The organism is uncultured Eubacterium sp. (genome assembly GCF_934525195.1).
Lineage (GTDB): Bacteria > Bacillota > Clostridia > Oscillospirales > Acutalibacteraceae > Eubacterium_R.
Genome location: NZ_CAKSZA010000001.1, coordinates 398,753 through 424,881, shown reverse-complemented (window position 1 = coordinate 424,881; position 26,129 = coordinate 398,753). Strand labels below are relative to the sequence as shown.

The window sequence follows — 26,129 nt, the reverse complement described above, 5'->3', positions numbered from 1 at the left end:
TATTTGATAATTGAATATTATCCTTTGTTGAGTCTTTAATATATCAGTGGTATAATCATAACGATTATTAAATTAAATAATAAGGAGACAATATGGATCAAAATCAAATTATTGAATTAATTAACACAAATTTACCTATAATTGCTGCATCACCGGTAGTAGTTAAACTTATTGAATCTGTCGGTAATGTTGTTAAAGCGTTATATCTTCCTACCTTAACATTTAAAAAGGGTAAGGCAGAAGTGGATGTTGAAATGTATAGAAAACAGCAAGAACAAGGCTTTTTAGAAAATCAAACATTTACTTTGTATGAAATAACTAAATTAAAAAATTTCATTAATGCTGCCAACTTTGCTGCTGAAGATATGGATGGCGATGACGTTTTTTGCGAAGAGCCCATTGATTTTGACTGGCTCATGAGATTTTTTGATGCAGTTGGAAATATAAGCAATGAAGAATTACAAAAGCTTTGGGGTAAAGTTTTAGCTGGAGAGGTTAAAAATCCGGGTAACTTCTCTCTTAGAACATTAGATATTGTCAGAAATATGACTCAAAAAGAGGCAAAATTATTTAATGATTTTTGCAGATACATATTAATAAGCGGAGATTGCTATTTCATATACTCTAACGGTTTTAGTGAACTTGATAATACAAATAAGTTAAGCAAAGAAATAATAACAAAAAGAGGATATAAATATTCAACTCATATTATTCCTTTAATTGAATGTGGTTTATTATCTATTGATAATTCTTTAGCAACAGGCTTTCAATCAGAAAGAGTTTTATCAGTATATAATCAAAATATAGTTTCATTTATTATGGCTAATCCTGATGACGATGTGACAATGTCTATTGATGCTTATTTTCTTACAACATGTGGAATAGAATTATTCAATATTGTCCGTCAGAGTAATGATTTTTCAAGTGACAATGAATATGCAATTTCCTGTTTCAAAGAACTAAAAAAGCAGTATCCAAAGCTAACAATTACGGCTCATTACTTAACTGGTGATGATGAAGAGCCATATTCTGATGATTTGTTAGTTTAATAAAAACAAAATAACATAGTCCTTAATCAGTGTAATTGGAATAATTATGGGCTTCTCTATAACTATCTCAAAAAAATTCAAAAATGGATTCGAATTCGGCATCAGTTTTACTGGAGGGGATATAATGAGATTGATTATTGCGATGATTTGTTTGGTGAGTTCTACGGGCGTATGTGAGAGTTGTAGCAGACATAATGAACATAATTAACTATTACACGATAAAATAAGGTAACAGCGCTTAGAGGTTCAATCCCTCTGACTCTCACCACTAAAAAAGCAGGCTTAATTGCCTGCTTTCATTTTTCATGGGTGATATTAAGTTGAAATATTGCATATCAAATGATATAATACAGATAATATGAATTAAGGATGTGAAATTGTGCTTTTTAAGTTAATTGCAGAGGCAACTGAATGTGACTTTAAAGAAAATCTTGAAATAAAAAAGCCTAAGAGCTGGCTAAAAAGTGTAAGTGCTTTTGCTAATGGAATTGGGGGCACTTTGTTTTTTGGTGTAGCTGATGAAACAACTATCGTAGGACTTGATGATATTCAATTTTGTGCAGAAAAAATCAGTGAGCTCATTAAAAGCAAAATTTCACCTATGCCAAATATAATTTTGACTCCATATGAAGAAAATGGCAAAGGATATCTTACACTTGTAATTAAACCGGGGCGTTCTACACCATATTACTATTCAGCAGATGGACAAAAGCAAGCATTTATAAGGCTTGGTAATGAAAGTGTTCCTGCCCCTGAACATATCCTTAACGAGTTGATTTTGCGTGGAACAAATCAGACCTATGATGCAATCCCAACACAATTTGCAAAAAATGATTATAGCTTCACTTTACTCGAAGCAACATATCTGCAAAAAACTAAACTGCATTTTGAGTCAAAGGATTATGAATCTTTTGGTCTTGTAACCGATGATAATTTCTTAACTCGTGCAGGCTCACTGCTTACAGATCAGCATATTGTATATAATTCAAGAGTATTTTGCACAAGATGGAATGGCTTAGAAAAAGGATCAGTATTTGATGATGCCCTTGATGATAAAGAATTTGAAGGCAACCTGATTTACTTATTGCAAAATACAAATGATTTTATAAAGAATAATTCAAAGGTTCGTTTTGTAAAAGAAGCTACTGAAAGAATTGATAAACCTGATTATGCTGAACGGGCAATTACTGAGGCATTGGTAAATGCTTTAATTCACAGAGATTACTTGGCTATGGGCAGTGAAGTCCACATTGATATGTTTGATGACAGATTGGAGATTACCTCGCCTGGTGGAATGTTTGGCGGAGTTAATATTCAGGATCAAGATATATCTCATATCAAATCAGATAGAAGAAATCCTATTATTGCTGATTTGTTCCATCGCATGAAGTATATGGAACGCAGAGGCAGTGGCTTGATGAAAATAATAAACGAAACATCAAAGTTACCAGGATATAATGATAGTTTAAAACCTGAATTTTATTCTACACCGACATCATTTACTGTTATAATTAAAAATGTGAATTACCTTAGTGACCAAGATAGTGACCAAGATAGTGACCAAGATAGTGATCAAGATGTAGCGTATAAAATTCTCCAATTTTGTTCTTCTGAAAGAACGAAAAAAGAAATATGTGAACATTTAGGTTATAACAACCTGACATATTTTACACGCAAATATCTTAAGCCACTTGTTGAAACTGGTAAACTCAAATTAACAATTCCTGATAAACCTACAAGCAAAAATCAAAAATATATCAAAGCATAAATTAAGCCTACAGATTGATTTCTGTAGGCTTTTTACATACTCGGTTTCAAGCCGTGAGCTTGTTTTTTCTCATTAATCTTCTGTTGCATTTTATGGTCAACCTGACCAATTTTTCTTTTATTCTGTTCCTGATTCTTTCTGCGAATCAAATTAGAAATGTGTTGAAGCAATCTCAGCGAACTCATTGCAGCCATAATGTTCTTTTGCTTTTGAATACTGTATAATAACTGTTCGGCATATTGATTGCCGTGTTTTGCAGATAAATGGAGATAGTGCATTGCAATATCATAGTCCTTTTCAACACCATTGCCATAAAGATATATCTTGCTGAGCTGATATTCAGCAAAAGCGTTATTATCATTTGCTGCAGTTCTGAAATAATAAATTGCTTTGTTCATATCAATATACTCATCCTCACTTGAGTAAATCTTGCCTAAGCTATACGCAGCATAGGTGTTGTTCACTTTAACTGATTTTTCAAAATAATAAATGGCTGTATCAATATCTTTGATAACACCGATTCCTTTGTAAAACATCTTGCCGAGATAATACCATGCAGGAACGCAATTTTTTTCTGATGCTTTCAATAACAATTCAAATCCTGCACTGATATCCTGTGGCAATAAATCACCCTCTACGAATGCCTTACCTAATGTATAGGAGGCAAGCTCATTTCCTTGATCTGATGATTTCAAAAGCAGTTCTACTGCGCTGTCAATATCAAGAGGTAAATTATTATCCATAGGTAAATATTCACCTTTGAGTATTGCTTTTCCTAACAGATATTGTGCGTAATTGTTATTCTGCTTTATTGCTCTGAACAGCCATCTCACACCATATTCTCCATCTTGCTTTACACCATCGCCCTTAAGATACTTCTTTCCAAGCATATATTGCACATACGAATTATTATTTTTAGCTTGCTCATATAAATCCTCAATAGAATTATTTGTAAACTCGAATTGTTCATTATCAGATTCTTCCGACTGTTCAAATTCTTTTTCAATATTTCCATCATTATCATCGAATGCATCTTTTTCTGCAAAAATATTCATTGCCTGAGTAATCACCATATTTTTAATGGATTTAAATTCCTTGTTCTGTGATAAAGGAATTTTATCAGGCATTTCATCTGTATAGGTTCGAATGATATTGAGCTTATTCTCGTACCATAAATCATAAAGTTTGGATACTCTTTCATCATCTGCAATTAAATCCACTATTGAATCAATCAAAGATTTGACATCTGACTTGAGATAACCGTACACCTTTTTGCCTGATGTTCTTGATAATCTTTTTGAAAGCTGTAACAGTTTTTCTTCAAGCAGGGGATTGTCATATACTCCTGAATTGATTTCAGAAATAATTTTATCCATAATGTCCTTACTGCTCTCTTTGATTTCTCTGCGATGCTCTGTCTGTTTTTCATAAACTGAAATTAAATCCTGCTGAAAAATATCGGAGGCAAGGGAAGACCTCATTCGTTCAATCCCTTGCTTTGTCAGGTAACCTTCGTTTTCTACAACAGAATAAGCAATCAGGTGTATGTGTGGATGATGTGATTCATTGTGAAAGGCAGCGTACCAACGAAGATTTTTCATCGGTATCTTTAGATTAGTTGAGAGCTGTTCCACTTGTGTTCGCAGCATATCTCTCCATCTTTCACCTCTGTTGAATCCGAGTCGTTCTGCATCTTCACGATGAAGGGAAACAATCATTGTCCATACATTTCCGTTATGATTATTCAGTTCTTCAGAAACCTTTGACAGATTAATTGCAACACCATCGTCAGTAAATAGTCCGTGTGAGCCGAATTTCTGTGTACGAGGTCGTGTAGCAATATAGTCTGCATAAGTTTTAGAGTCTGATATGACATCAATGTTGTTTTCAATAGTACGAGAAATGAGTTCCGATGCATTGATTCGGTTAGGCTTTGCAATGTAATCTGCATACTCTAATGACTCAGTTGCATCGGGAAAGTCAAGCAGCATTTTTTCAATAAATTGTTTTTGTTTCACTGTTGCAGGAGCATATTTTTTAGAATTATCAATCATTTCTACTCCTTCACGGGTAGCAATATATTTCAAATATTTTCCTGCGGAGTTACTTCCGGGCTTAAGATATTTGAACTTTGTGACGAGCTTTGCCATTCTTATTCATTGCCTTTTTGCCAATAGTATGCATCATCAAATGAAAAAGTACCGTTGAGTCTTTTGACTTCTTTGATACATTCTCCACGCAGTCTGTCAAGAGTAATCTTGTCCACATCCTGAGAGGAGGCGATAAGATTCATTGTGATTGCAAGTTCAACTGCGATTTTGAATATTGCACGGCTCATACGATTATCACTTTCTTTCACAATACTTTTCAAGGATGATGTGATTATATTCGGAAGATATTCATCATTTTTATTTGATGATAGGTATCCGGCATAGAAAATAATTGCTTTTTCAATAAATTCACTTCGGCTTTCACAGTTATCCATTTTATAGAACTGCTGTGCTAAGTCTAATACTGAAGGTCGTATCCACAATTGGAAACGCCTTTTTAATTCTTTTTTGTTTTCTTCTGTTTCTGCCATATTTACCTCCATTTTTCTTTAAGCGCCTATCACCATCACCTTTCAAAAGTGTGGTAACAAGTGGTTTTTCTTTGCTTTCGGCACACGCCATAGGAACCTATGCCTTAAATTAAGCACCTGTCATCAAAATTCCAAAGACTGCCTAACGCTCGGCGTTGCCGTGCGAAGTGAAGCGACTCGGAGCCTTCATAGGCACCGAGTCTTTCTCCTGCTTAAAAATCGACCTTGATATTTGATACACTATGCCCTTATCAACAATCCCTCACAAGGTCGATTTTAACTGTTTGGGATTACTTTCCCAGTATTGATATAAAAATGCGACACAGGGGCGAACAGCGGTGCGATGTCGGCTTACATTTGCATTTCCTGACCTTTGCTTTCTCCTTGCTCCATACAGATTAAATCATAAACATTGTAAACTTCAGATGAAACATCATTCCCCCCCAATCAAGTTCCATTTCAACCTTGAATTTTTCATATGGAGTATGATCGGGGTATTCAATCATAAACTGCCACTTATCATTTAAGTCCTTGTATTCTCCTGTCTGCAAATCAAAACCGAAATAGGATTTACCGTCAGCATTTTCAAGATGGCCTGAACCGTCAGCATACATTTTCCACTGCCACCCGTCTGCAAGCAGTTTTGCTTTTGAAAAATCTACACCATCATTACTCATTTTTATCAACCGCCTTCTGATTTGTTTTTCTTGGAACAGATAATGCCGGGGACTTATAATCCTCGGCACACATTTCAAAATATTCACGAACCTGAGCAGGAACATATTTGTTGTAGTATGAATCAAGAATTTTTACAAGTTCATCTTCAAGTGATAAACCTTTCTTGTTCATATATTTCCGAATAGGCTCAGCCTTGCTTTCGTCATACTGAATAGTAATATTTACTTTTTTCATTAGCATTCTCCTTTACATAGAAATTGCGTGTCCTTCGCTTTCATCAATCCATTCCAATTCATCATACATTACACCTTGAGTATTTGCCTGAGAAAGATTTGTACTTTTGGTTTGAATAGCCTGCATACAGCAATGTCCGAAGTCAGCATTCATAACCGACACAGAATTCAACTGTGCATTGGTAAAATTTGAAGCACCGAAGTAAGCACCGTTGCAGTTGCAGTTTTCAAAAACTGCACATTTGAAATCAGCATTTTCAGCTGTATGATGTTTGAAACTGCAATTACTGATTTTTGCATTCTTGAAATCTGCATCGCACATTGACGCGTCATCAAGATTACAGTTAATCAATGTTGCTCCGCTGAAATCAGCAGCACATAAATTGCAGTTTGATAAATCAACATTTTCAAGCAGGCAATTTGAAAAGTCGGCACGCTCTCCGCCTCTTTCATCGTAAATCCATAATGCTTGTTTTGCACAAATGATTTCTATTTCAGTAGAATCATTTGCGTTATAGCACTTTCGGTATGAAGTATCGGGTATCTGCCGATTGAGTTTTAATTCAATACAGCCTTCGTGTAATATTGAGTCCTCAACCATTCCGCTTTCCATAAGCATATCGTCAAGCAAGGCTGCGTTTATAACAGGCTCACCCGGTTTATTGTATCTTTCAACATCAACCTCGTACTCGTCATTATCTTCACTCAGTTCGGCAGTTGCTTTTGCAAGTATATCATCAGCAACATCTGACATTCGTTCAATAAAGTTATTCAGCACGGGATATTTATTAAGAATAACAATCTGCCGAGCATTCGGGATATACGAATGATACCTTGCATATTCACTACCTTCGCTGTTGATAAGAAGTCCGTTACCTGTGGTATCATTTATTAACAGCAAACAATGCAGTTTGTTTCCGTCATAGTACATTGCATCAAGATTATCTGCAATATAACTATTGTCCTCAAGCAAGTGTTTGCATATATAATCAAATTCGGCAGGACTGATTGTTACTGCTCTTTCAACAATGCATTCTTCATCACAAGTATATTCATCCTTAAAATGCATATTTGCTCGTATTTTCATTTTCACACCTCCGCAAATAAAATTTGGCAGCCACTCGATTTCTTGTGGCTGCCGTTATCGGTTTGTTTGATTTTATTCATCTGTTTCTTCAATATAGTTGATATACGGAACTTTGAGCCAGTGAGTCCAGCCGCTTGAGGTTATCGGTGTTTTGATAACTCCGTCATAGGTGTTGGCCGCATGGATTACATATCCATTTCCTATATACACACCGATGTGTCCCTGATGCCATACGGCAAGACCGGGAATATCGGGCATTGTGTTGATTGGTCCTTTTTCTGTTGCTGCCGAAAACATTCCGTCTGCAGTAACATCTGCCATTCCGTTCGTTCCGTATTTAATAGTTCCTGATTCTTCATTATACCAGCCGTAGCCTTTAATTAAGCCAACACAATCCGATGTTCTTCTGCCGAGCCAATGTGACTTTATATAATCCTCTTTATCTGTAACATTAGCACCGAAAACCTTTTTAAGTCGTTTAAACTCACTTGAAGTTAAAACATTTCCGTGTGAACCCCAAACATAACCCCATTTATTGTCATAAGCCATTTGTGCCCATTTAACTAAATCAAGATTATTCTTATCTGTGTTACTCAAATCAATATCGATAACGGTATTTGAAATTACAGACATTAAGTAACTGAAATCCTCGGCTGATATATTCGTACCGAAAGTGGAATTCAACATATTAAGTAGTTCGTCATCGTCCTTTGCCTGTTCAAAGCAATCAACAAGTTTTGAAATGAAATCATTATCAGTCTTCTCGACATCATAAAAGGCACAAGCGTAAACCGCCTGTGCCGTTTTACCTACAATGCTTTTTAGTTTTCGCTTTGTGCATTCTTTTGATATACCGGTCATTACATTCTCAATGTGCTGTAACTTTGCTTTTTCTTCTGCTGACATATTCTGCACAATCATCTGCTGAGCCTGTACATTGTCAATCTTAACTTCTTCAAGACTGCTCATAACACCCATATACACAATCAAAGGCAGAAAAAACAGCATAATTATTGAACAAAGAATTGTTGCGATTACAGCTCTGCCACGCTTATCCGATGCGACAACAACAACTGCTTTTGCAGCAGCAACTTCTGCGCTCATAAATATCACCTTCTTTACAAAAAAATGCATAACAGGTTGTTGAAATCTGTTATGCATAATAAACTTTATTTTAATTTATATTGGATTAAAGTATCAACTCAAAAAACTTGTATATAGTGCTTTGCACAAATCAATTCTATTTATCGAACCTCCACTTTTTTCTCTATAGTACATATAAAAAAATTTATCATTGTCTTTTTCGCTACCGAGTGTTGTCACAACATCGCCAAAATTGTATAAATCATTTGATTCTGGAAACAAAATTTTGATTTTTTCAAAATCCATTTTATTAAATCCACTATAAAATTGGTTTGCTCTTAAGAGAATAAAATCAAATTCCGAGTTGTTTTCATCTGCAAATTTTTTCAAACAATTTAACACTTTTAATATTGATTTTTTAACCTTTATTTGTTGGCTTTTAGAAGCTTGATTTTTAATTGTATTATCAGTTTCAATATTATTTAATTCTTCGTTAATTTGTTGTATTAAATTTTCATTAATGACTCCAGACACGAAATTTTTCTCAATATATGTAGCAGTATTGTCTAATGCTTCTAACAATTGATCATATGTGCTACCTTTTCCAAATCTAACGCATATATATGCTTTAAATTCAGCCTCGGACTTCCACAAAGTATGAGGTCTATCACTTCTAAAAAAATACTCTTTACAAAACCGATTATCATTCATATTTTTCAAAAAATACATAATGTCGTCATCTGATAATAATGAAACATGTGTATTTTTAGCAAGTTCAACACCTTCAACGGATAACGACTCATAAGAAAACAGCTGATAATCTTCTTTTGAATATTCTTTATTTATATCTCCAATAATATGTTGCAATAGATACATATCATACAATACTATAGGGTGTGTTTGTATCCATTTTCTTTCAGAATCGTGAGCATAAACTACATTCTCGATAATACTTATTGCATTTTTCAAATAACATAATTTATAACCATATTCATTATCATCGTACTTTACTATCAAAGAACTTAACAAGCGAATATAATCTATATTTATTGTTTCAAATCCAGAAAAATAAGCATCTCTAATTAAATAGTCTAATCTATCAACATCTATAACCTTTGAGTTAAGACAAGAAATTATACAATTAAAAAAACTTTTTTTGTCACTGTCAGGATCTATTATACTATTTTCAACATCCGTTTTAATTTTATATTTATATCCTGTTATACAACGGGCAAAAAGTTCTTTTTTTAACTCGCTATCAAAATATTGTCCGAATTTGTTAAGTGCAACTATTGCGCTCATTATTTCGTGTGGCGCTGCTGCTTTACTATCCTCAGGAATATCTTCTTCAATCGCATTATCGCCAATACTATCTACCAATTTACTGTGTAAATCAGTATATTTTTCATCTTTAGTTAAATAAAATTTTTCTCCCGTATGTGAAAATGGAGCATGTCCAACATCGTGCAATAAACACGCCAACAAAAAGACTTCTTTCAAATCATTTGCAGATATACCGATTAATGTTTCGATATTATTATTCAAATTATTGATAATATTGTTAATTGCCATTTCGCCTAAATGGTATACACCTAGAGAATGGATAAATCTATTGTGAACAGAAGACGAATATAAAGGCGAGTAACTAGTTTGAACAACTCTTCTAAGTCTTTGAAACTCTGGACTGTCAATAATATGTTCTACATAAGCGGTTTTTATTTCAATATATCCATAAATTGGATCTTTAAATTTTTTTGTTTCTTTAGGCATCAGCACAATCCAATTTAGCTACGGTTTGTTCATTTACAAAGGCCAACAAAACATCCCATGCTAAATATCCCCGAAACTTTTCTATAAGGTCATTGCAACTTTTTCCTTCTTTAAGTTTTATTCCTAATCCTTTTTCTGTGCTTTCTTCTTCAAAAAAATCAGAATAATTTCTGAACATGTCATTGGTACGTTCCCTTGAAAGAATAAGAATTGCGTTTTCTCCCTTGTTGTTTAAAAAGCGAATAACTTCTGAACCGTATTCCTCTAATTGCTTGTATGTTACAAATCTAGCATTTTCAGTTTTTAAAAGGCACTCAATTAAAGCATTTGCAGCTAAATCTTCTATACCAATATAAAACCCCATTTTTTCACCTCTTTAATATATTATATGAATTATAACACAATTTAATAATTGTTTCTACATCATTTTTTAAAATTTTATTTATATTTTAAAATATTTTTTATAAAATGTACAATATTTTAATTTATAACTATCTCAGCAATTGTTTTTATTTTATATATAGAGTATGGCATATTTTTATTGCTTTATCTTCCGCCGGCTTTACCAAACATCTTCTGCTTAAATTCGGGAGCAATAACCTGGAGCAGATAGCGTTCGTTACCGCAACGATACAGGCAAGTACCTCTTTCGGGATACTTGATGAGTTCAAATTCTGATGGCTCAAGCTGCATGGTGTCAATATACACCTTTGGTTCAATGTTGCCTGCATTGAATAAAAACTGATGTGTCGGGATTGAGAATAACGGCTTTGTGTACTCTCTGATTCCGTCAAGCATAAAGTCCTCAATATTCTGACTTGCAAGGATAACCGAACTGTCCTTTTTACGAACACGCTTGGATGCGTTTCGGATATATTCAATCGCAGTCATATTAGTTAAGAACAAATATAATTCATCAATGGCTGCAACAGTGTCACCCTTACCGAGCAGTTCATTTGTCATATATGAGAGTACATTGAAAAGCATTGCATCCTTGAGTCTGCGGTTGGTATCCATAAGTCCTTTAACACCAAAGCAAAGGAATTTGTCATCAACGATATTCGTGTGTCCGTTGAAATATTTTGACTCAGTTCCGATACACATTGAATGCAAACCAAGGCATAATTCCTGCAAGGTTTTTTCTCTGTAAATATTCTTCTGATTATGTTGATAGTCCTTGTATTCTTTTTCAAGCAATTCATAAAGGTCTGACATAATCGGATAGTCTGTTTTGCTCAGTTTGTCATAATCTGTATAGTCGGTTATGCCGAAGTTCTTGTATAACTTGGTGAGAATGATTTCAAGGGTATCAAGCTGTTCATCATTGAATTCCTTGTATGCTCTGAAAAAGTCTTTAAGATATGCAATATGCTGACTTAATCTTGTTACTCTGCGGAATGCTAACGGTACAGATTCATCATTGCTTGAACTATCTTTATCATTGTCACCAAAGGACTTAGGCTCTAAAGGATTGATGATATATTCACCTGACATAAAGTCAATATAGCATCCACCGAGAGCCTTTGTTAATGGCTCATATTCGGCTTCAGGATCCAAACTGATTATTCTCTTGCCTGATTCACGCAGATTTGTAAGGATCAACTTCATAAGAAATGACTTGCCCTGTCCTGAATTGCCGAGTATTAAACAGTTTGCATTTGTCTTATCATCTGCTCGTCTGTCAAAGTCAACAAGAATGTTCGTGCCGTATTTATCTCTACCGATAAAAAAGCCTTTCGGATCGGTTTTGCCTGAATAGTTGAAAGGATATAAATTTGCAACAGAGCTTGCAGGTAGCACACGCTCAAACTGTTCCTTAAATATATTCGCTCCGCACGGCAGAACAGATAAAAAGCCTTCCTTTTGCCTGAGCGTTAATCTGTCAACCGACATCTTTGAACGAGTTAGTTCCATAATAATATCGGATTGCAGTTCACGGAGTTTCGGCATAGATTCTGCTTTCAGTTCAAGATATACAGCACAATGGAGCAGAGGTTCTTTGTTTTTTCTCAGTTCTGCAATGAGAGTGACTACATCCTGAAGGTTGCCTTCGGCAGTAATGTTTTCTATTGCATCGTTACTGCCTGTGCTGAGTTTGTTTTTTCTCGTTGCATTCTGTATGATTTTTCTCTGTTCAAGCGCATCAACAAGCCTTGAATAAAGACGCACAGTTACATTGTTTCTGTCTGCAAGCTGTGAAAACAATGCGAGTTCTTCGGTTGTAGGCGGATATTCCTTAATTGCCCATACATAGCGATAAGAATCACCGACAATATAATGGTCGGTTAAAAACTTTATTGTTGACGGCAGAATACGGTCAAAGAAATCTTTGATTCTGATTTCTTCTTTTTGTTCTTCTGTCAGTTCAATCTGCTTTTTCTTTTTAAATTTCATGTTACCTCCTGTCTTTGCGACAGAAGGCAATAATCCCATATTGTAATTGTTTTGCCTTCTGCCGCAAAACAACTATTTAATAGGATAAAAATTAAGGACTGTTAAAACAGTCCTTAACACATATTTATTGAGTTTGTATAATCTTCCGCAATATCTTCCTCGACATCTGCACCCAAATCGTCAATAATATTATTCTGAGAATGATTGATGGCTAAAGCCTGCAAATATTCAAGCCTTTTTTCAAAAGTTTTGACAATAGCATTTGTACGGTTTTTATCAGCATAATCACCTGAATTTGAAAGAATTTCTCCGATTTCTTCTGAAAAGCCATTAAGGTTGTCAAAAGAAATCCAGTCAAATGATTTAACTAATTTCAGCTGTTCTTTGTGTGATTTCTTAAATGGTTTGCAGGATAAGAGTTTCTCGTTACTTATCTGTGCAGCAAGTTTATCATAACCAAAAGATGATCCGCTATCAAATATCGGTGCAGTACCTATCCATTCCAATGTTTCGGCATTGCGAATTAAACCGAAATTGTTTTGGTGTCTGTCCTCATTTGCAATCAAAAAATCAACAACTATCATTTTGTCAATATCATCGGTGATATTTTTTATTCCGAGACTTTCACAGCAGTTAATATAATGCTGATAGACGGATATGTTATTGTCTTTTTTTAAAGACTGCATTACGCGCCACGCGCTGACAAGCTCGGTATCTCTATCAATAAAATCTTCACATACACTGTATGGAAGATTATCATCCCATATCAATGAATATTCAATATGCGGTATATTTAATCTGTTCATTAATTTTGAGGCAATAACCTCATTAAAAGGCTGCTGCATAAAAGGATTGCTTCCGCCCTTAACAAGACATCTTTTGGAATTTATAATTTTCCATCTTTTTTTTAGACAACCATCAGAAGTATTATCAGGCGAATTAAAATCAAACACACCGCTGTGCTTTACCTTACCGATCAATACATCACCTATATCTTCGGAAAAAGGATTATCAAAAAAGTTTATATTTTCCCACGATATATCACCGCCCTTAGGTTTTAGCCAATACTGATCTGAAAGGCTCAAACCATAGCACTTTGTTAAAAGCGCCTGTGTTGAGGGAAGTTCAAGAATATCAAGTGCTTTATTTATACCTGAACGGCTTGCAGGAATTGAACGGTCGCGCCACCACTCATTAAGTGCCGCCCTGTCAACAGTATTTTTTGTAAATCCAATACCCATAGGAAGATGTTTTGGATTTTCGGTATTATTTACTTTAAGAATATATCCCGTAATCGAATCTATTTCAAGCTCGGTAACAGGAATATTTTTATGCATCAAAACATATTCCATGGTGTTTTTCTCCTGTATATACTCTTTCATTTATTATACACACTCTTTCTGATAAAATCAACATAATTAAATCCTTACAGCTATAACAATCAGCCTTCCGTCTTTCTGTGAATATTCGCAAGTGGAAAGGGTTAAAAAATCATCCCCATACTCAATTGATTCATCAATTTTGTATAAGGATTTTTCTTTGATATGGGATATTAAATTGTTGAATGAGTCTTTATTTTTCTGACAAGTGTAACTGTACCATTCGTCATCGGGCTTAACATTGCAGATTGCAATAACTTTGTATTCCTGAATTCCGCTTGAGGTGATAAAGTTAATTATTCTATGCTCATTGCAGTATTCCTTATTTCCGTATTCCAAAAGATCGGCAAACATCTTGCCGTCTTTCATATTGTGTCCGTAAACGATAAGATTGTTATCATAGTTTATATCACATCTTGAATCCATAAAGGGTGTACCCATATATGAATACTGCTTGTTAAAATCACGGCGCAGATAATACTGTGGATTATCCTTTGTCTGCATTACAGGGTAATCAATATTTGTTCCGCTGATTCTTAACCAGCCGAGACAGTCATAGTTTTCTGCAATGAGAGATTCAATGCCATTATCGTTGTTATCTGTTTCATTATCCTTATCAACAGTAATTGTCTGTGCCATATCATCAAACTGTTTTTGATCCTGTGTATCAACATTAAAATTATAAATGAGATAGCAGAGTACAATGGCAAAAATTATAAAGCAAATTGTAATCATAAAGTTAAGCCACCGTTTTTTTGATATCTTCTTCAATGCAGTCACCTCCGTCTATGTCGGGTATCAGCTCACCCTGCATTGATGCATCGAAATATATAGCGAGAAATCGTTTAATATCTTCCTTTTTCATTCGCTTAACCTCAAATCCCTGTTCTGCAATAGCCTTTTCAACCTTGTTGATCTGACTGAATATCTGCTCATCTTTTTCCTTTTTAAAGCGAACAGAAAACATAAACTGTCTTGCTGTTGACATTTCAATCTGAATATTATCAAGATAATCAATATCTTTTGATAAGCAATCCTTAACACTTAGGTTGCATTCTTTATTTTTTCTATCAACCATAAAGGTTTTGTTATCGTCAAACCGTTCGCACGAGTCAAGGCAGGTTATTTCAATATCGGGATATGCAGATATCACTTGCATTAAATGCCATATCTTAGTTTGGATATTTTCATTCGATAAAACGGATATGTTTGTGGGACTTATCTGAAAAAATACAAGTTCGCCGTATTTGGTTTTAAGACCTCGCTTGGTAAATGTTTCAATACCGATAAATTCCTGAACACTGTTTTTGTCCTTTTTTCGCTTAAATAAGTTAATCAAATTTATCACCTCTTAATTTCCAATAATATACTTGCTGAGTTGATATGAAATACCTGACTGCATATTTAATGAAATCAAGTATTGTTGTTTCATCACTGCGGATGCTTAAAAATGCAAAGGCAGCAGTAAGCACCGCAGGAATTAATATTCTTGTGGTGGCAAGCACCATTGCAGAAAAAAGAGCACCGACTACAATTACGGCAAAGTCTTTAAGACTCCAGAGCCATAGAGTAGCAGATGCTCTCATATTCTGCGGATAAATATATTGTTTGTTCATTGATTCTCCTTAATTTTAGGCATTAAAAAAGCCCATCTGATGATGAGCTTAAAGTTAAAATATTTGTTGAAATATGGTTGTATATAGAGTATAATGTTGGCAGGAATTGTGCATAGCACTCTAATCCGGCATGGAGCTATCATAGACATATAGGCGGTTAGTCCCTCTTTTTTCCAAGAGGGTAGATTCTTTTAACCCTCTTGAGATTTATCTGAGGAGGGCGATATTATGGAATACGCAACAATAATTACTCTCGTACTTATTTTAGCAATTGTTCTTATAATAAAGAAATAACCGCCCGGTCTCCAAACTAAGCGGTTAATTTCTTTATTAACTAATTTCATTTGGGGCTAACCGTCTATCGGATAGCTCCTTGTTCATTTATATTATACTTTAATCATATTGTTTTGTCAACGTCTTTTGTAACTTACATAGACATTTCCATAGATTCGCATTTCTGCATACTCTGAATAAATTCATTGATACTCATATTTTCTTCCTTTTGGCAGTATTCTTCCATTAGAGAAATTATGAGTGTTTTTTCATTTTCAGTGGGAATATATGAATAGCATTTACAGTCATACGGAGTATCAACGAAATATTCACATTTGAGTTCATCACTTTCAGGAAAGTATTCTGCATAGAAATTTACCCACGAATCACAGTCATCATTTATATTCGTTCCGAATTTCTTGCCTACATCAAAATATGTTTCAATGTATGATGATACTCCTGTGCAATCATCATTGATTTCCATATCACCGATTACAATTTCATCTTTAGTAAAATCACTCATATCTCCACCTACTTTGCAACACTCTTAACAAGATTAACAGCAGTTGAAGTCATATGGACTGCACTCATCATATTAAACTTGACACTTGTATCAAGACCGAAGCGTTCTGCTATTCTCGGCACTTCAGATGCTGCCATCATAATACCAATTGCAAGGAGCATATTGTCTGTCCATGTTAATAAGCCTAAAAATAACAGCGTTGTCTGTAAAAATGCAGTCAGACAAAGTGCAATGATCTGTTTCATCCACTGTGTGAATCCGTCACCGTAACCTCTCGGAATTGAGAACATATACAAGCTTCCGACTGCAATCTGAATAAGCAGTATTCCGCCTCGTTTTATATTATCGAAAAAGATTTTTACTACACAATATCCAAGTGCAATAATTGCAGCAAGTTCAAACAGCCCTGCCTTAACAATTACACCATCTTTGAAAAATGCAAACTCCAATGTTTTGAGTGCAACCTCACCAAGCGTTGTTCCTTGCTGCGATGCAAATATTCTTGTTAAATCACCTGACAGAGTATTCTGCAACGAAACGCAGAATTTATATAGTTCTATAGGTGTTACAGTAAACAGCGATACAGCCATAAATCCTTTAATCCAGTTTATTGCAGTTCCGTGAATACTTGCCCTGCCGTTCTGATATTCAATAGCAAGGTCAAATGCAGATACCACGAGACCTACAACGAATAAAGTCCAGCCGAACAGAGAAAATAATTTTACTACTGCATTTACCCAATCAAGAGTAAATATTTCAACACCGAGTCCGCTGATCATAGTAAAGAATTCTGCAATACCATCATAAATAACTGTAAATATCCATTGAATAATTCTGTTGAGTATTCCGTCAATCAATTTGTCCGAAATACTTCCAAAGGCGTTCCCTATTGCATCACCGAACCCTGATACAATATCACCGAGCCAATCAAAAATGTAAATCACCTCCATTGAATTTAAATATAAATTGGTTTATAATTATCAAAAAAGAGAGGAATTGAATTATGACAGAAACTACCTTTGAATTATTAAAAGCTATTATTCCCAGTGTAATCACTGCAAGTGTTGCAATTATTGCATTAGTCACATCTGCATATTCATCTAAAAAAGCAACTCAAATTTCATATAACAACAACATAGACAATATGAGGTTTACACAAAAAGAAAAATTATCAGATCAGATTATTGAAAAAACATCATTGCTATTAACTATAACCGATCCAAATTATTTAAATACAATAATTAATAAAATCACACCTAAAGAAATAACTGATTCTGAATTCACAGAGATTCAGACCAAACTGCTTTCTGTTCCTGATAATATTCAAACTCTATCAACAAATATTAAACTACTTTCATATTCTATCAGAGAGCCTCAAACACAAGAAATAATTTTCAAAATATTTAATGAAATGGACTACCTACATAAACAAGTAGAAGATATGATTATGAAACTTATTAAAATTTATTGTGCATTAACTCCAAATGGTAATATCGAAAATATTACTGTAATGGCTGAAAAATACAAATTAGAAACGAGCTTTTCTAAAACATATCCAAAATACTATGAGGATTTTTCAGTTGATATGGTTTTATTAGTCGAAACACTTAAAAAGAATTCAATTCCTCAAAACAAAATATAGATTATCAATCAAGAATCATCGATGTTTTTTGATGACTCTTTTGTCTTACATTCCTACAATACCCCAGATATACAACGGTGCCGTAAGGGTGAAAATAAGACACGCAAAAAGAATTGCCGGAGCTGTAAACTCAAATTGTCCGTGCTTCTTATAGTCGAAATATGCTGTACCGACTTTGACAAAGAAAAGGACAGCAAGCACCATATCAACAACAGGGAATACAACATTATTCACAACAGTTTTAATCTGCGACTTTGCTGTGTTCCATGTGCCTTCAATAGCACTTGCCACATCTCCGGCAGCATAAACTGTTGTTGCAGAAAATGCAATAATTAAAACAAGAGCAGTGGCGAATATAAGCCACTGCTTTTTGCTGAATTTAGTTAATTTTTTCGTCAATTACTTTACCTCCATATACCTTTAATATTTCTTTGCACTGATAATCATCAATGTAGTGAATGGTCCTTTTCAGAGCCATTGCCTTTCGGATTTCTTCTCCCATTTCTTCAGTAATGGTATTTCCGAATACCCAGACATGCTCGGAATCAAGTATCTGTCCGAGTCCGATTGATATGCCGATTTCTCTTTCAACTTTATCTGCATCATCAAAAATCAAAGCATAAAAATGTGATACAATCGGTATCATTTCACATCTGTGATAAACAAATTTTGCATAGGCAATGGCATTATTGATATTTTTCTTTTCGTTCCCGGAGAGAGGGCTGCAGATATATGCTTTTTCCATTATTCTTCATCCTCGTCTTTCTTTGACTTAATCTTGAGAATAACACCGGCAACAATACCGCCTACAGCAATACATCCAAGACCAATCCAAAAGCCGTAGTTTCTCTCGTCCCCGGTCTTAGGAGTAGACGGCTTTTTAGGTGCAGGAACATTTATTGTAACGGTCTGACCTTCATCTTCAATATCTGCGTGAATAGCAAGCTCATTGCCGTCTTTATATAATGATTCAAAGACTACAATATCAGTATCGGACTTGATATACTTGGAATCAAAGGTAAATAATACAGTTACCTTGCCGTTGCTTTTTTCGGGTGTGAATGTTACTTCGCTTGTAACGTCTTTTCCGTCAATTTCAAATGGCTTGCCTGTGGATTTATCCATAAGCGTGCCGACAATCTTGTATTCCTTGCCGGGTACAAGATGCTTGTATTCAACCACATCATCAATCGTAATTTCTCCCTTTGCCGTAACTTCCTTTTTACCGTTAATCGTTGCAGTAGTTTTCAGTTCAGGTATTTTGTCATTTACTGCTGTGATTTCAATAATCTGTTCATTGTCAGTTACAGTAATGTGGTGAATATCATCACTCGGCAGATAGTTTTCGGCTGGCTGTAGTTCCTTTACAATCCAATCACCGAATGGAATATTATCAAAAACAAAAATGCCGTTCTCATCTGATTTAGCAGTAAGAATGGCATTTGTTTCTGTGTATTCAGTTGTGTCAGATTTGAACAGTCCGAATAAAGCCCCTTTGATTGCTTTTTCTGTTTCTCGGTCAATTTTTAAGCCTTTGACTGTGCCGTAAATTAAATCATTTACAATAGGTTCGCCGTTGTTCAAATCAATATTAATTGTTTCAATATCCTGTCCCTGATATTCAGTATTAAATTCATACTTTGTATCAGATAAAATATAATGCTTATCCGTTGCAATTTCCTTTGCATACCACTTAAAGCCGATAGGGAGATCGCAGTTAAATGTTAGTTTTCCGTTTTCATCACAGTTACCATAAGTGATTAAAGAATCTTTCGGAATAACAGAGCCGTCTGCTGCCTTAATATCTTCATCAGCATAAATACCAAACTGTACGGAAAGAATTTCATCATTCATACCGAGTTTGAAGCGTTCATCTTTAGATAATTCTTTTAACAGTGAAACGGACACCTTTTGCCTGTCATTGTAAACAGAAAGTGCAGTTGATGTTACGGATACATTCTGTCCTGCATAAGTTAATTCTACATCGTACTGCTCATTTGCATTCACAAAGCCACTTGGTGCTGTTTTTTCAACTACAGTGTATTTGCCGAGATAGAGCTGCTTGGATTTAGCAATACCGTCTTTTCCTGTTGTGATTTCATCAACAAGTTCACCCTGATAATATCTTGTTGTACCGTCAAGAGTAGTTATATCCTCAGCAGCATAGATTTCAAATACTGCATTTGCAAGGTTTCCAATTTCATAAACAGGAGTATAAATACCCTCATTTTCATTTACCGACTTGAATATTTCGCCTGTTTTGGTAATTTCAATAACACCTTTCTGTGCCATATCTCTTGCCTTGACCTTTACAACAGTTACGCCCGTATCAGTAGACGAATTCTCCTGTGTTATTGTAAACGGAATAGGTGTGCTGTCAAGCACATATCCGTATGGTGCTTGTACCTCTTTAAGTGTGTAATCACCATAAGGTAGCTTTTCAGGCGTAATTAAATATCCTTCTGAATTTGTATAGAAAGTATGAATTTCTGTTACTTCGGGATAGGTGAACTGCATTGTAATTCTGTGTCCGTCTGTATCGTAAACCTCAAAGGCTGCGCCTGCATAAGCAATAGGCTTTTCGGTTTCTTTATCCAGCTTTACCACTTTGAGATACGAACAGAAGTTAGAATTGTTTATCAAGAACTTATATGTCTTACCATCTTGATTGATAAACACATCAAAGTCCTTGATTTTCTCTCTGCCATCCCAACCCTTTGTTTGATGAACGGTATAAACACCATAAGGCATTAACTTTGTACTTGCAAAACCATCCTCGTCACACACAATGGTATCTCTCTCATCGTTATCTGCCTTTGCATATGAGCCTGCCGATTTCAAATACACCTGAAATTCTGCACCCTTTTCAGGTGTTTCAATCTGTGTTGAGCCATCATCAGTATGCTTAATAATTGCAATTTTACCCTTGATTACCTGTTCGGTTACAGCGTTTTTACATTCGTTATACTCAACTGTATACAATTTCGGATCAGCACCGACCTTGTAAATTTCATCATTAATGAGATAACCCTCACTTGATTCAAGTTCACGAATTGTCCAGTCTGTATCACAAGCATAATACTTTGTTGTGAATGATGCGTTTTCGTCTGTTGTATATGTGTCGATTAACTGATTGCCTTTATAGATACCATACTTAGCACCGCCGAGCTTTGCATCACCCTGTGCGTGACCCTTTTCAATATCCGATTTAACTACTTTAATTCTGAATTTTTTGAGTTTGTTATTAAAGGATGCCATAGCAGTATTTCCGTTAGTTACTGTTACAGTTTGTGTTGTCCGTTTTACATAGCGGAGAATATCACCCTCATACACCTGATAAGTGCCGACAGGAATATTCTTCAATTCCGCAATGCCGTTTGCATCTGTTGTGAGGTTATATGTCTTGCCGTTGCCCTTAACCGTAAAGGGAATATTCTTAATGATTTCATCTTCGGATGTTTTGCTGATTTTAAGATTACCGAACTCAACATTAACATCAAGTTTAAAGGTCTGTGGGTCGGCTTTCTTTGAAAACATTAAATTCTGAATATCACCCTTAAATTCAAAATAAACATAATTTGTAGTATCTTCATCATAACTACTGCCATTCGGTAAATTCTTATATATTTTCTGTGATGCCGAATTGAACGATACTGAATGTGTAGTACAATCACTTGCAACTGAAATGTTCAGTTTGTTTTCGCCTTTAGTATGAGAAAATGTGACCTTGTTAATGGTCTTAGAAAAAGTGGGGTAATATTTCAATACACCGTTTGAATCAGTGAGGGTAACAGAGCCACCGAGATTGATTTTTGTTGTATCTCCGTTAAATGAAATCTGCTTGTTATAGTACAAGTCGATTAATTCTTCGGTATCAGCTTTCCATTGCTTGTATAGAGAATCACTCATATATGTGCTGTTCCAAGAGGAACGGGATGGATTTACTCCTAAGGTTTCCCAAACGAATTGTTGAGTACAGCAAGCTGCTTTCCATTCAGCCGTTGTACTTGGTAATCCATCGCCATACTGCAAGGTATATCCGAATGCGATATAGTCTGCTATTCTTTCATATAAGTCACTTGATCTATTAAGATATTTCTTAAATTCCTTGCCATATTCGTAGGTGCTACCATTAGGAGATGTTTTTCCGTATTGAACACAAAATACGATATATGTTTTGCCGTCATAGGTAGAATAATGCATCTCGTGTCCATAGTCATCAAGACTGCCCTCAATAACTCCAAACTTAGCATTGCTGTTCATATCTGTAATATATGTTGCTGCGAATACCGTTGAAGGAAATGCTGACAGAACAATCAGTAAAGATAAGAGCATTGACATTACTCTTTTTGAATATTTTTTTATTTTGTTTTTCAAAACAATCTTCCTTTCTTTTATATTTGGGTACAAAAAAAGAGCCGAATTTTAATTCGACTCTTTGATGTACCATATTGATATTTAATCCAATGTGATTTTTGCAGTATATTTACCACACCAATAGCATTCTCTAATTCTGAAATTACCTGAAGCATCGTGGCTTGCTATATATTCAAGTGCTTTATCTGTAGCCTCAGCCTCACTGTTTACCCAACCGATCGGACCAACCTCACAGGAGTGACCGTCTACATTACAATCCCAATCATCTTCAGTTGTTGTAACCTTTTTGGTGGTAGCAGGTTTCTGCGTTGTGGTAACTTTCTTTGTTGTAGTCTGCCTTTTGGTAGTGGTCTGTTTCTGCGTTGCAGTTGATTTTTTGGTTGTGGTCCGACCTGTTGATTTTTGTTCAGCAGGTCTTGCTTTGTTTGCAACAGTTGTTTCTGAATTATCGCTTTTCTGCGTGGTAGTTTCAGATTCTGATGTTTCTTGCTCTGCTGTGATTTCATTTGTTATTGCATTAATTGTGTTTGCCTGCACTTCTGACTTTGAATTGGTTTCTTGTGTACTGCATCCTGAAAAGATTGCAATCAGAATTACAAGACATAAAATAATTGATTTAGTTTTAGTCATATAATCGACTCCTTTCAAACACACAGTATATACAAACGAATTCAAATGTCCAGACATTTTTACATAGAGGGCGAAAGCCCTTCATCTTCATCAGCAATCTCTTCAAAATCTTCGCCATCATCCTGTGCCTGTGAAATTTCATTTTCGTAGGCATTGACAACTGCTTTATTAAGATTTTCACGAGCCTGGGCAGTTATCGGATAAAAGGTTTCGGGATACTGCACCTTGCCGTTCTTATCAGTATAAGAACGAGTAGGCATCTGTGCAAATAAACCGTTTTTACCATTGCACACTTTGATTCCTGTAATTACAAATGAACTGCCGATTGTTGCAGAAGCATATGCCTTGAGACTTGTATTTCCGTCTGTAAGTCTGTCAATTGATGCTTTGATATACGGTGTTTTCACCTTATTCGTTTTTGCTTTGTTATTGGTTGCTGCCATAATTACTACCCTCCATTTTTACATAAAATACATTGCACAACCCATATCAGATTCAACTTCTTCATCTGATATTTCTTCGGGCTGAGCATACTTGTGTAAATACTTTTCTGTTTCTTCATCCGTTAATGATCTGAAATCTTCTCCGCCGTCACCAACAATAAAGAATGTTCCTGCTATAATAGAAGTACCGTTGTCAAGATGACGATTTCCTTTTAAGCCTTGCAGTTTGCCTTCTTCATTACAAATGATGATTGTATCATCGTCATTATATACGACTTCAATATATCCACCGACAATTTCTTGTTCTGCATTAAGTGAATTTTCGATTTCACTTTCATAAGCAGCCTTACCGGGTTCAACAACTACGATTCTCATATTTCACACTCCTTATGACATAGAAATACCGCTGTCCTCTACAGACTCGGCAGTATCATCTGAGATATTCAGTTTTTCTTTTGCCCAATCAGGCAAGAATTCATCTTTCAGAATACCGATAAAATCATTTCTGTCCCAACGGCATTCCTCATTATCTTTAAGAAAATATCCATATACCGCTCTGCCGCTTGCAGAAGGGGAACAGCCAAAACCTCCTGTTGCAACAAAAAGCTGATCTTCAGGTGTTTTATACTTATCATTCAACCTTGTCGGATTGAGAACAAGTATTTTTTCTTCCAATTCAACACCTGTCTTATCATCACAATGTGAACTGTCATAAAGATTGAGTTTGCCCCACTCGTTTCTTGTTCTGTCGATAAAAGCATTTATTAACACCGGATGCTCATTTATAAGATAATCTGTTCGCATATTGCTGTCTGGAGCACATAAACCTTTGCCCCATTCTCTGTTTTCTTTTGAATATCTTTCATCGTGCTGTGCTTTCTTCAAATTGTATCGCAGAATGAAGTTTACACGGTCAAATCCGAATTTCTTAATAATTGCATTTACACAATCGGAATTGAAATGATTATCCTTGAAGTTATCACCGATAGCCTTTTTGATAGCGACCGCACAATCCATGTTTGCTTTATGGCTTGCACGCCACCTATCAACCTCATTACAATGTCTTGCACTGCTGAGTGAATGCCTGTAAAACGGCACATAATCAAGCATTAACAACACCGCCATTCTTAGCTGCCCATTTCAATGATAAATGGACAAGTACTTCTCTCTGCTTGGATGAAGGCAGTCTGTCAATAAAGTCCCTTAACAGTTCATCATCCCTCATATCAGCAGGGGACAGATTATATTTTGGGCAGTTATTGTCACAGATTCTTTCCTTTTTGATTGTCACGGTGTTTTCATCATCAACCGTAAATGACAGCACATCGTTGTAACTGAAGCCGACTATTTCTCTGATTTCAAAAGGAATTGTAACTCTGCCTCGCTTTCCGAGAATTCTTAAAATTTTCATTTTACACCTCCGACTAATCATCAAGTATGCAGTTCTGACAATGAGGACAGAACATTTCGCAGCTTTCACAATCTGTGCAGTCATCATACTCATGAGCCAATTCGTCAAGTTCATCATCGTCTACCTTGCAGATATAGATATACCCATCTTCATAGTAGGATTCAAGTACGGAATCTTCATCAATTCCAAGAGTATTTGCCACTTCATCTGGCATGGCAATTTTGATTTTTACTTCAATTTCCATCTGTTTTCTCCTTTAATAATCATATTTTAAATCAAACAAGGATATCTGCCTTGTTTCATCCATCAATGTTTTTTTGTTTTCCTTTGCCTGTGCTTCTAAATCATAGTTTGCTATGAGCAGTTCTTCGTACATTTCACCGGGATTAATACCTTGCCTCATGTTGTGAAGCCTTTTCTGCACATAGGTATAAAATCCGTATTTTTCAGCAAGGCCAACAATAAACGGGTTATTGTTATAGGTGATTATAAATTTGCATTTACCGTCATATTTCAGATGAATGTCATTCATAAATTCAAATAATACCTCATGCTGACTAACATCAAAATTAGACTTTTGATAATACTTTTCCGTGTCCTTATACGGAGGATCAAGCAGTATAAAGGTATTCGGACCCGCAGCATAAAGAATTGCGTCTTTATAATCCCTATGCAGAATAATTGCATCACGCAAGCGTGTGCAAGCTGCCACTAATCTGCCGAATTTCCTTGTCATATCCCGTTTATCAATGGCAAAGGTTTTTCCTGTTGAACTGAAACTGAATGTCTGATTTTCAAAAAATGCGACTGCGAGCTTTATATCTTCCCATGAAGCGTTTTCTATTTTTAAGGCTGTATCAGTTACATCATCAAGAATATTCGGCACACCTTTTAACAGCATTTTATTTTCTTTGAATATCTGCTCGGAATTATATGAAAAATACAAGCGACCAAGTAAAAAGGCAAGTTTCTGTGAGCTTTGCAAAACTCTGAAAAACTTAACCAAATCGCCGTTATAATCATTGAGTATTTCTTTTTCTGACGGTTTCTTTCTCAGGAATACTTCAGCACTGCCCATACAAGGTTCAATATAAATTTTATGCGGTGGCATAAATGCATCAATAGTGGTGTAAATACACCCTTTGTTGCCTGTCCACTGAAGCGGACTGGCATTATCTGACATATCATCATC

Annotated in this window: 28 protein-coding genes; 3 read left to right on the top strand and 25 right to left on the bottom strand. The window is 35.3% G+C overall.

What is annotated here, in order from left to right; translation table 11 throughout:
- Positions 1–92: 92 nt before the first annotated feature.
- Entirely contained in the window at positions 93–1,049 is a 957-nt protein-coding gene (locus Q0E03_RS01975) for a DUF2806 domain-containing protein (RefSeq protein ID WP_297128854.1), read from the top strand.
- A 379-nt stretch (positions 1,050–1,428) separates the two neighbouring features.
- The gene (locus Q0E03_RS01970; protein WP_297128851.1) at positions 1,429–2,817 is read left to right on the top strand and encodes an ATP-binding protein; all 1,389 of its coding nucleotides are present in this window, start codon (positions 1,429–1,431) and stop codon (positions 2,815–2,817) included.
- A 32-nt stretch (positions 2,818–2,849) separates the two neighbouring features.
- Here Q0E03_RS01970 and mobP3 read toward each other — a convergent pair whose 3' ends face one another.
- From mobP3 to Q0E03_RS01895, 15 genes are all read right to left on the bottom strand, one after another.
- Positions 2,850–4,967 (bottom strand): MobP3 family relaxase, encoded by a 2,118-nt coding sequence (mobP3, locus tag Q0E03_RS01965; RefSeq protein ID WP_297128847.1) that lies wholly within the window; start codon positions 4,965–4,967, stop codon positions 2,850–2,852.
- A gap of 2 nt (positions 4,968–4,969) precedes the next feature.
- Positions 4,970–5,398, bottom strand: coding sequence for a hypothetical protein (locus Q0E03_RS01960; protein ID WP_297128844.1), 429 nt, complete (start codon positions 5,396–5,398; stop codon positions 4,970–4,972).
- Positions 5,399–5,796: 398 nt separating this feature from the next.
- On the bottom strand, positions 5,797–6,075 hold the full coding sequence (locus tag Q0E03_RS01955) for a hypothetical protein (protein WP_297128840.1): 279 nt from the start codon (positions 6,073–6,075) through the stop codon (positions 5,797–5,799).
- Positions 6,068–6,310 carry a DUF6103 family protein gene (locus Q0E03_RS01950; RefSeq protein ID WP_297128836.1) on the bottom strand — a complete coding sequence of 81 codons (243 nt, stop codon included), beginning with the start codon at positions 6,308–6,310 and terminating at the stop codon, positions 6,068–6,070. The genes Q0E03_RS01955 and Q0E03_RS01950 overlap by 8 nt, the downstream gene beginning before the upstream one ends.
- 12 nt (positions 6,311–6,322) lie before the next feature.
- Positions 6,323–7,396, bottom strand: coding sequence for a pentapeptide repeat-containing protein (locus Q0E03_RS01945; RefSeq protein WP_297128833.1), 1,074 nt, complete (start codon positions 7,394–7,396; stop codon positions 6,323–6,325).
- A 72-nt stretch (positions 7,397–7,468) separates the two neighbouring features.
- On the bottom strand, positions 7,469–8,500 hold the full coding sequence (locus tag Q0E03_RS01940; RefSeq protein WP_297128830.1) for a hypothetical protein: 1,032 nt from the start codon (positions 8,498–8,500) through the stop codon (positions 7,469–7,471).
- A gap of 93 nt (positions 8,501–8,593) precedes the next feature.
- Positions 8,594–10,249: an HD domain-containing protein gene (locus tag Q0E03_RS01935; RefSeq protein ID WP_297128827.1), complete on the bottom strand. Its 1,656-nt coding sequence runs from the start codon at positions 10,247–10,249 to the stop codon at positions 8,594–8,596.
- On the bottom strand, positions 10,242–10,613 hold the full coding sequence (locus tag Q0E03_RS01930) for a hypothetical protein (RefSeq protein WP_178062648.1): 372 nt from the start codon (positions 10,611–10,613) through the stop codon (positions 10,242–10,244). Before Q0E03_RS01930 ends, Q0E03_RS01935 begins: the two co-directional genes overlap by 8 nt.
- Positions 10,614–10,795: 182 nt before the next feature.
- The gene (locus Q0E03_RS01925) at positions 10,796–12,643 is read right to left on the bottom strand and encodes a VirB4 family type IV secretion system protein (protein ID WP_297128817.1); all 1,848 of its coding nucleotides are present in this window, start codon (positions 12,641–12,643) and stop codon (positions 10,796–10,798) included.
- A 113-nt stretch (positions 12,644–12,756) separates the two neighbouring features.
- Positions 12,757–13,995 carry a HipA domain-containing protein gene (locus tag Q0E03_RS01920; RefSeq protein WP_297128814.1) on the bottom strand — a complete coding sequence of 413 codons (1,239 nt, stop codon included), beginning with the start codon at positions 13,993–13,995 and terminating at the stop codon, positions 12,757–12,759.
- Positions 13,996–14,061: 66 nt separating this feature from the next.
- Positions 14,062–14,793: a class B sortase gene (gene srtB / locus Q0E03_RS01915; protein ID WP_297128812.1), complete on the bottom strand. Its 732-nt coding sequence runs from the start codon at positions 14,791–14,793 to the stop codon at positions 14,062–14,064.
- A complete protein-coding gene (locus Q0E03_RS01910) occupies positions 14,762–15,361 on the bottom strand; it encodes a hypothetical protein (RefSeq protein WP_297128809.1) in 600 nt (199 codons plus the stop codon). Before Q0E03_RS01910 ends, srtB begins: the two co-directional genes overlap by 32 nt.
- Complete coding sequence (locus tag Q0E03_RS01905) at positions 15,354–15,638, bottom strand: hypothetical protein (protein WP_297128806.1); 285 nt, start codon at positions 15,636–15,638, stop codon at positions 15,354–15,356. The genes Q0E03_RS01910 and Q0E03_RS01905 overlap by 8 nt, the downstream gene beginning before the upstream one ends.
- Before the next feature lie 427 nt (positions 15,639–16,065).
- Positions 16,066–16,434, bottom strand: a complete 369-nt coding sequence (locus Q0E03_RS01900; protein ID WP_297128803.1) for a hypothetical protein — start codon at positions 16,432–16,434, stop codon at positions 16,066–16,068.
- Positions 16,435–16,442: 8 nt separating this feature from the next.
- A complete protein-coding gene (locus tag Q0E03_RS01895; protein ID WP_297128800.1) occupies positions 16,443–17,384 on the bottom strand; it encodes a conjugal transfer protein TrbL family protein in 942 nt (313 codons plus the stop codon).
- Between the two features lie 53 nt (positions 17,385–17,437).
- Here Q0E03_RS01895 and Q0E03_RS01890 point away from each other — a divergent pair, with 53 nt between their 5' ends.
- Positions 17,438–18,076, top strand: a complete 639-nt coding sequence (locus Q0E03_RS01890) for a hypothetical protein (protein WP_297128797.1) — start codon at positions 17,438–17,440, stop codon at positions 18,074–18,076.
- A 45-nt stretch (positions 18,077–18,121) separates the two neighbouring features.
- Here the strand turns inward: Q0E03_RS01890 and Q0E03_RS01885 are convergent, their stop codons facing one another.
- The 10 genes from Q0E03_RS01885 to Q0E03_RS01840 form a co-directional block, all read right to left on the bottom strand.
- A complete protein-coding gene (locus Q0E03_RS01885; RefSeq protein ID WP_297128895.1) occupies positions 18,122–18,433 on the bottom strand; it encodes a DUF3852 domain-containing protein in 312 nt (103 codons plus the stop codon).
- A 22-nt stretch (positions 18,434–18,455) separates the two neighbouring features.
- Positions 18,456–18,821, bottom strand: coding sequence for a hypothetical protein (locus tag Q0E03_RS01880; RefSeq protein WP_297128794.1), 366 nt, complete (start codon positions 18,819–18,821; stop codon positions 18,456–18,458).
- Positions 18,821–22,411 (bottom strand): SpaA isopeptide-forming pilin-related protein, encoded by a 3,591-nt coding sequence (locus tag Q0E03_RS01875; RefSeq protein ID WP_297128791.1) that lies wholly within the window; start codon positions 22,409–22,411, stop codon positions 18,821–18,823. Before Q0E03_RS01875 ends, Q0E03_RS01880 begins: the two co-directional genes overlap by 1 nt.
- Positions 22,412–22,534: 123 nt before the next feature.
- The gene (locus Q0E03_RS01870) at positions 22,535–23,083 is read right to left on the bottom strand and encodes a hypothetical protein (RefSeq protein ID WP_297128788.1); all 549 of its coding nucleotides are present in this window, start codon (positions 23,081–23,083) and stop codon (positions 22,535–22,537) included.
- Between the two features lie 59 nt (positions 23,084–23,142).
- Positions 23,143–23,526, bottom strand: coding sequence for a SpoVG family protein (locus tag Q0E03_RS01865; RefSeq protein ID WP_297128785.1), 384 nt, complete (start codon positions 23,524–23,526; stop codon positions 23,143–23,145).
- 18 nt (positions 23,527–23,544) lie between these two features.
- The gene (locus Q0E03_RS01860) at positions 23,545–23,901 is read right to left on the bottom strand and encodes a DUF3846 domain-containing protein (protein ID WP_297128783.1); all 357 of its coding nucleotides are present in this window, start codon (positions 23,899–23,901) and stop codon (positions 23,545–23,547) included.
- A 12-nt stretch (positions 23,902–23,913) separates the two neighbouring features.
- A complete protein-coding gene (locus Q0E03_RS01855; protein ID WP_297128780.1) occupies positions 23,914–24,651 on the bottom strand; it encodes a DUF3849 domain-containing protein in 738 nt (245 codons plus the stop codon).
- Complete coding sequence (locus Q0E03_RS01850) at positions 24,629–24,937, bottom strand: AbrB/MazE/SpoVT family DNA-binding domain-containing protein (protein ID WP_297128778.1); 309 nt, start codon at positions 24,935–24,937, stop codon at positions 24,629–24,631. The genes Q0E03_RS01855 and Q0E03_RS01850 overlap by 23 nt, the downstream gene beginning before the upstream one ends.
- Before the next feature lie 13 nt (positions 24,938–24,950).
- Positions 24,951–25,151 (bottom strand): hypothetical protein, encoded by a 201-nt coding sequence (locus tag Q0E03_RS01845; RefSeq protein ID WP_297128775.1) that lies wholly within the window; start codon positions 25,149–25,151, stop codon positions 24,951–24,953.
- Between the two features lie 42 nt (positions 25,152–25,193).
- On the bottom strand, positions 25,194–26,120 hold the full coding sequence (locus Q0E03_RS01840; protein WP_297128772.1) for a DNA adenine methylase: 927 nt from the start codon (positions 26,118–26,120) through the stop codon (positions 25,194–25,196).
- Between the last annotated feature and the right edge of the window lie 9 nt (positions 26,121–26,129).

Excerpts from the sequence above, each read along its gene's own strand:
- Q0E03_RS01855 (WP_297128780.1), bottom strand. The coding sequence starts at position 24,651 with ATGGCGGTGTTGTTAATGCTTGATTATGTGCCGTTTTACAGGCATTCA.
- Q0E03_RS01895 (WP_297128800.1), bottom strand. The coding sequence starts at position 17,384 with ATGGAGGTGATTTACATTTTTGATTGGCTCGGTGATATTGTATCAGGG.
- Q0E03_RS01880 (WP_297128794.1), bottom strand. The coding sequence starts at position 18,821 with ATGGAAAAAGCATATATCTGCAGCCCTCTCTCCGGGAACGAAAAGAAA.
- Q0E03_RS01940 (WP_297128830.1), bottom strand. The coding sequence starts at position 8,500 with ATGAGCGCAGAAGTTGCTGCTGCAAAAGCAGTTGTTGTTGTCGCATCG.
- Q0E03_RS01875 (WP_297128791.1), bottom strand. The coding sequence starts at position 22,411 with ATGCTCTTATCTTTACTGATTGTTCTGTCAGCATTTCCTTCAACGGTA.
- Q0E03_RS01935 (WP_297128827.1), bottom strand. The coding sequence starts at position 10,249 with ATGCCTAAAGAAACAAAAAAATTTAAAGATCCAATTTATGGATATATT.
- Q0E03_RS01950 (WP_297128836.1), bottom strand. The coding sequence starts at position 6,310 with ATGAAAAAAGTAAATATTACTATTCAGTATGACGAAAGCAAGGCTGAG.
- Q0E03_RS01960 (WP_297128844.1), bottom strand. The coding sequence starts at position 5,398 with ATGGCAGAAACAGAAGAAAACAAAAAAGAATTAAAAAGGCGTTTCCAA.
- Q0E03_RS01900 (WP_297128803.1), bottom strand. The coding sequence starts at position 16,434 with ATGAGTGATTTTACTAAAGATGAAATTGTAATCGGTGATATGGAAATC.
- Q0E03_RS01860 (WP_297128783.1), bottom strand. The coding sequence starts at position 23,901 with ATGAGAATCGTAGTTGTTGAACCCGGTAAGGCTGCTTATGAAAGTGAA.
- Q0E03_RS01890 (WP_297128797.1), top strand. The coding sequence starts at position 17,438 with ATGACAGAAACTACCTTTGAATTATTAAAAGCTATTATTCCCAGTGTA.
- Q0E03_RS01955 (WP_297128840.1), bottom strand. The coding sequence starts at position 6,075 with ATGAGTAATGATGGTGTAGATTTTTCAAAAGCAAAACTGCTTGCAGAC.
- Q0E03_RS01865 (WP_297128785.1), bottom strand. The coding sequence starts at position 23,526 with ATGGCAGCAACCAATAACAAAGCAAAAACGAATAAGGTGAAAACACCG.
- Q0E03_RS01975 (WP_297128854.1), top strand. The coding sequence starts at position 93 with ATGGATCAAAATCAAATTATTGAATTAATTAACACAAATTTACCTATA.
- Q0E03_RS01930 (WP_178062648.1), bottom strand. The coding sequence starts at position 10,613 with ATGGGGTTTTATATTGGTATAGAAGATTTAGCTGCAAATGCTTTAATT.
- Q0E03_RS01870 (WP_297128788.1), bottom strand. The coding sequence starts at position 23,083 with ATGACTAAAACTAAATCAATTATTTTATGTCTTGTAATTCTGATTGCA.
- Q0E03_RS01840 (WP_297128772.1), bottom strand. The coding sequence starts at position 26,120 with ATGTCAGATAATGCCAGTCCGCTTCAGTGGACAGGCAACAAAGGGTGT.
- Q0E03_RS01920 (WP_297128814.1), bottom strand. The coding sequence starts at position 13,995 with ATGGAATATGTTTTGATGCATAAAAATATTCCTGTTACCGAGCTTGAA.
- Q0E03_RS01925 (WP_297128817.1), bottom strand. The coding sequence starts at position 12,643 with ATGAAATTTAAAAAGAAAAAGCAGATTGAACTGACAGAAGAACAAAAA.
- Q0E03_RS01850 (WP_297128778.1), bottom strand. The coding sequence starts at position 24,937 with ATGAAAATTTTAAGAATTCTCGGAAAGCGAGGCAGAGTTACAATTCCT.
- Q0E03_RS01845 (WP_297128775.1), bottom strand. The coding sequence starts at position 25,151 with ATGCCAGATGAAGTGGCAAATACTCTTGGAATTGATGAAGATTCCGTA.
- Q0E03_RS01905 (WP_297128806.1), bottom strand. The coding sequence starts at position 15,638 with ATGAACAAACAATATATTTATCCGCAGAATATGAGAGCATCTGCTACT.
- mobP3 (WP_297128847.1), bottom strand. The coding sequence starts at position 4,967 with ATGGCAAAGCTCGTCACAAAGTTCAAATATCTTAAGCCCGGAAGTAAC.
- Q0E03_RS01945 (WP_297128833.1), bottom strand. The coding sequence starts at position 7,396 with ATGAAAATACGAGCAAATATGCATTTTAAGGATGAATATACTTGTGAT.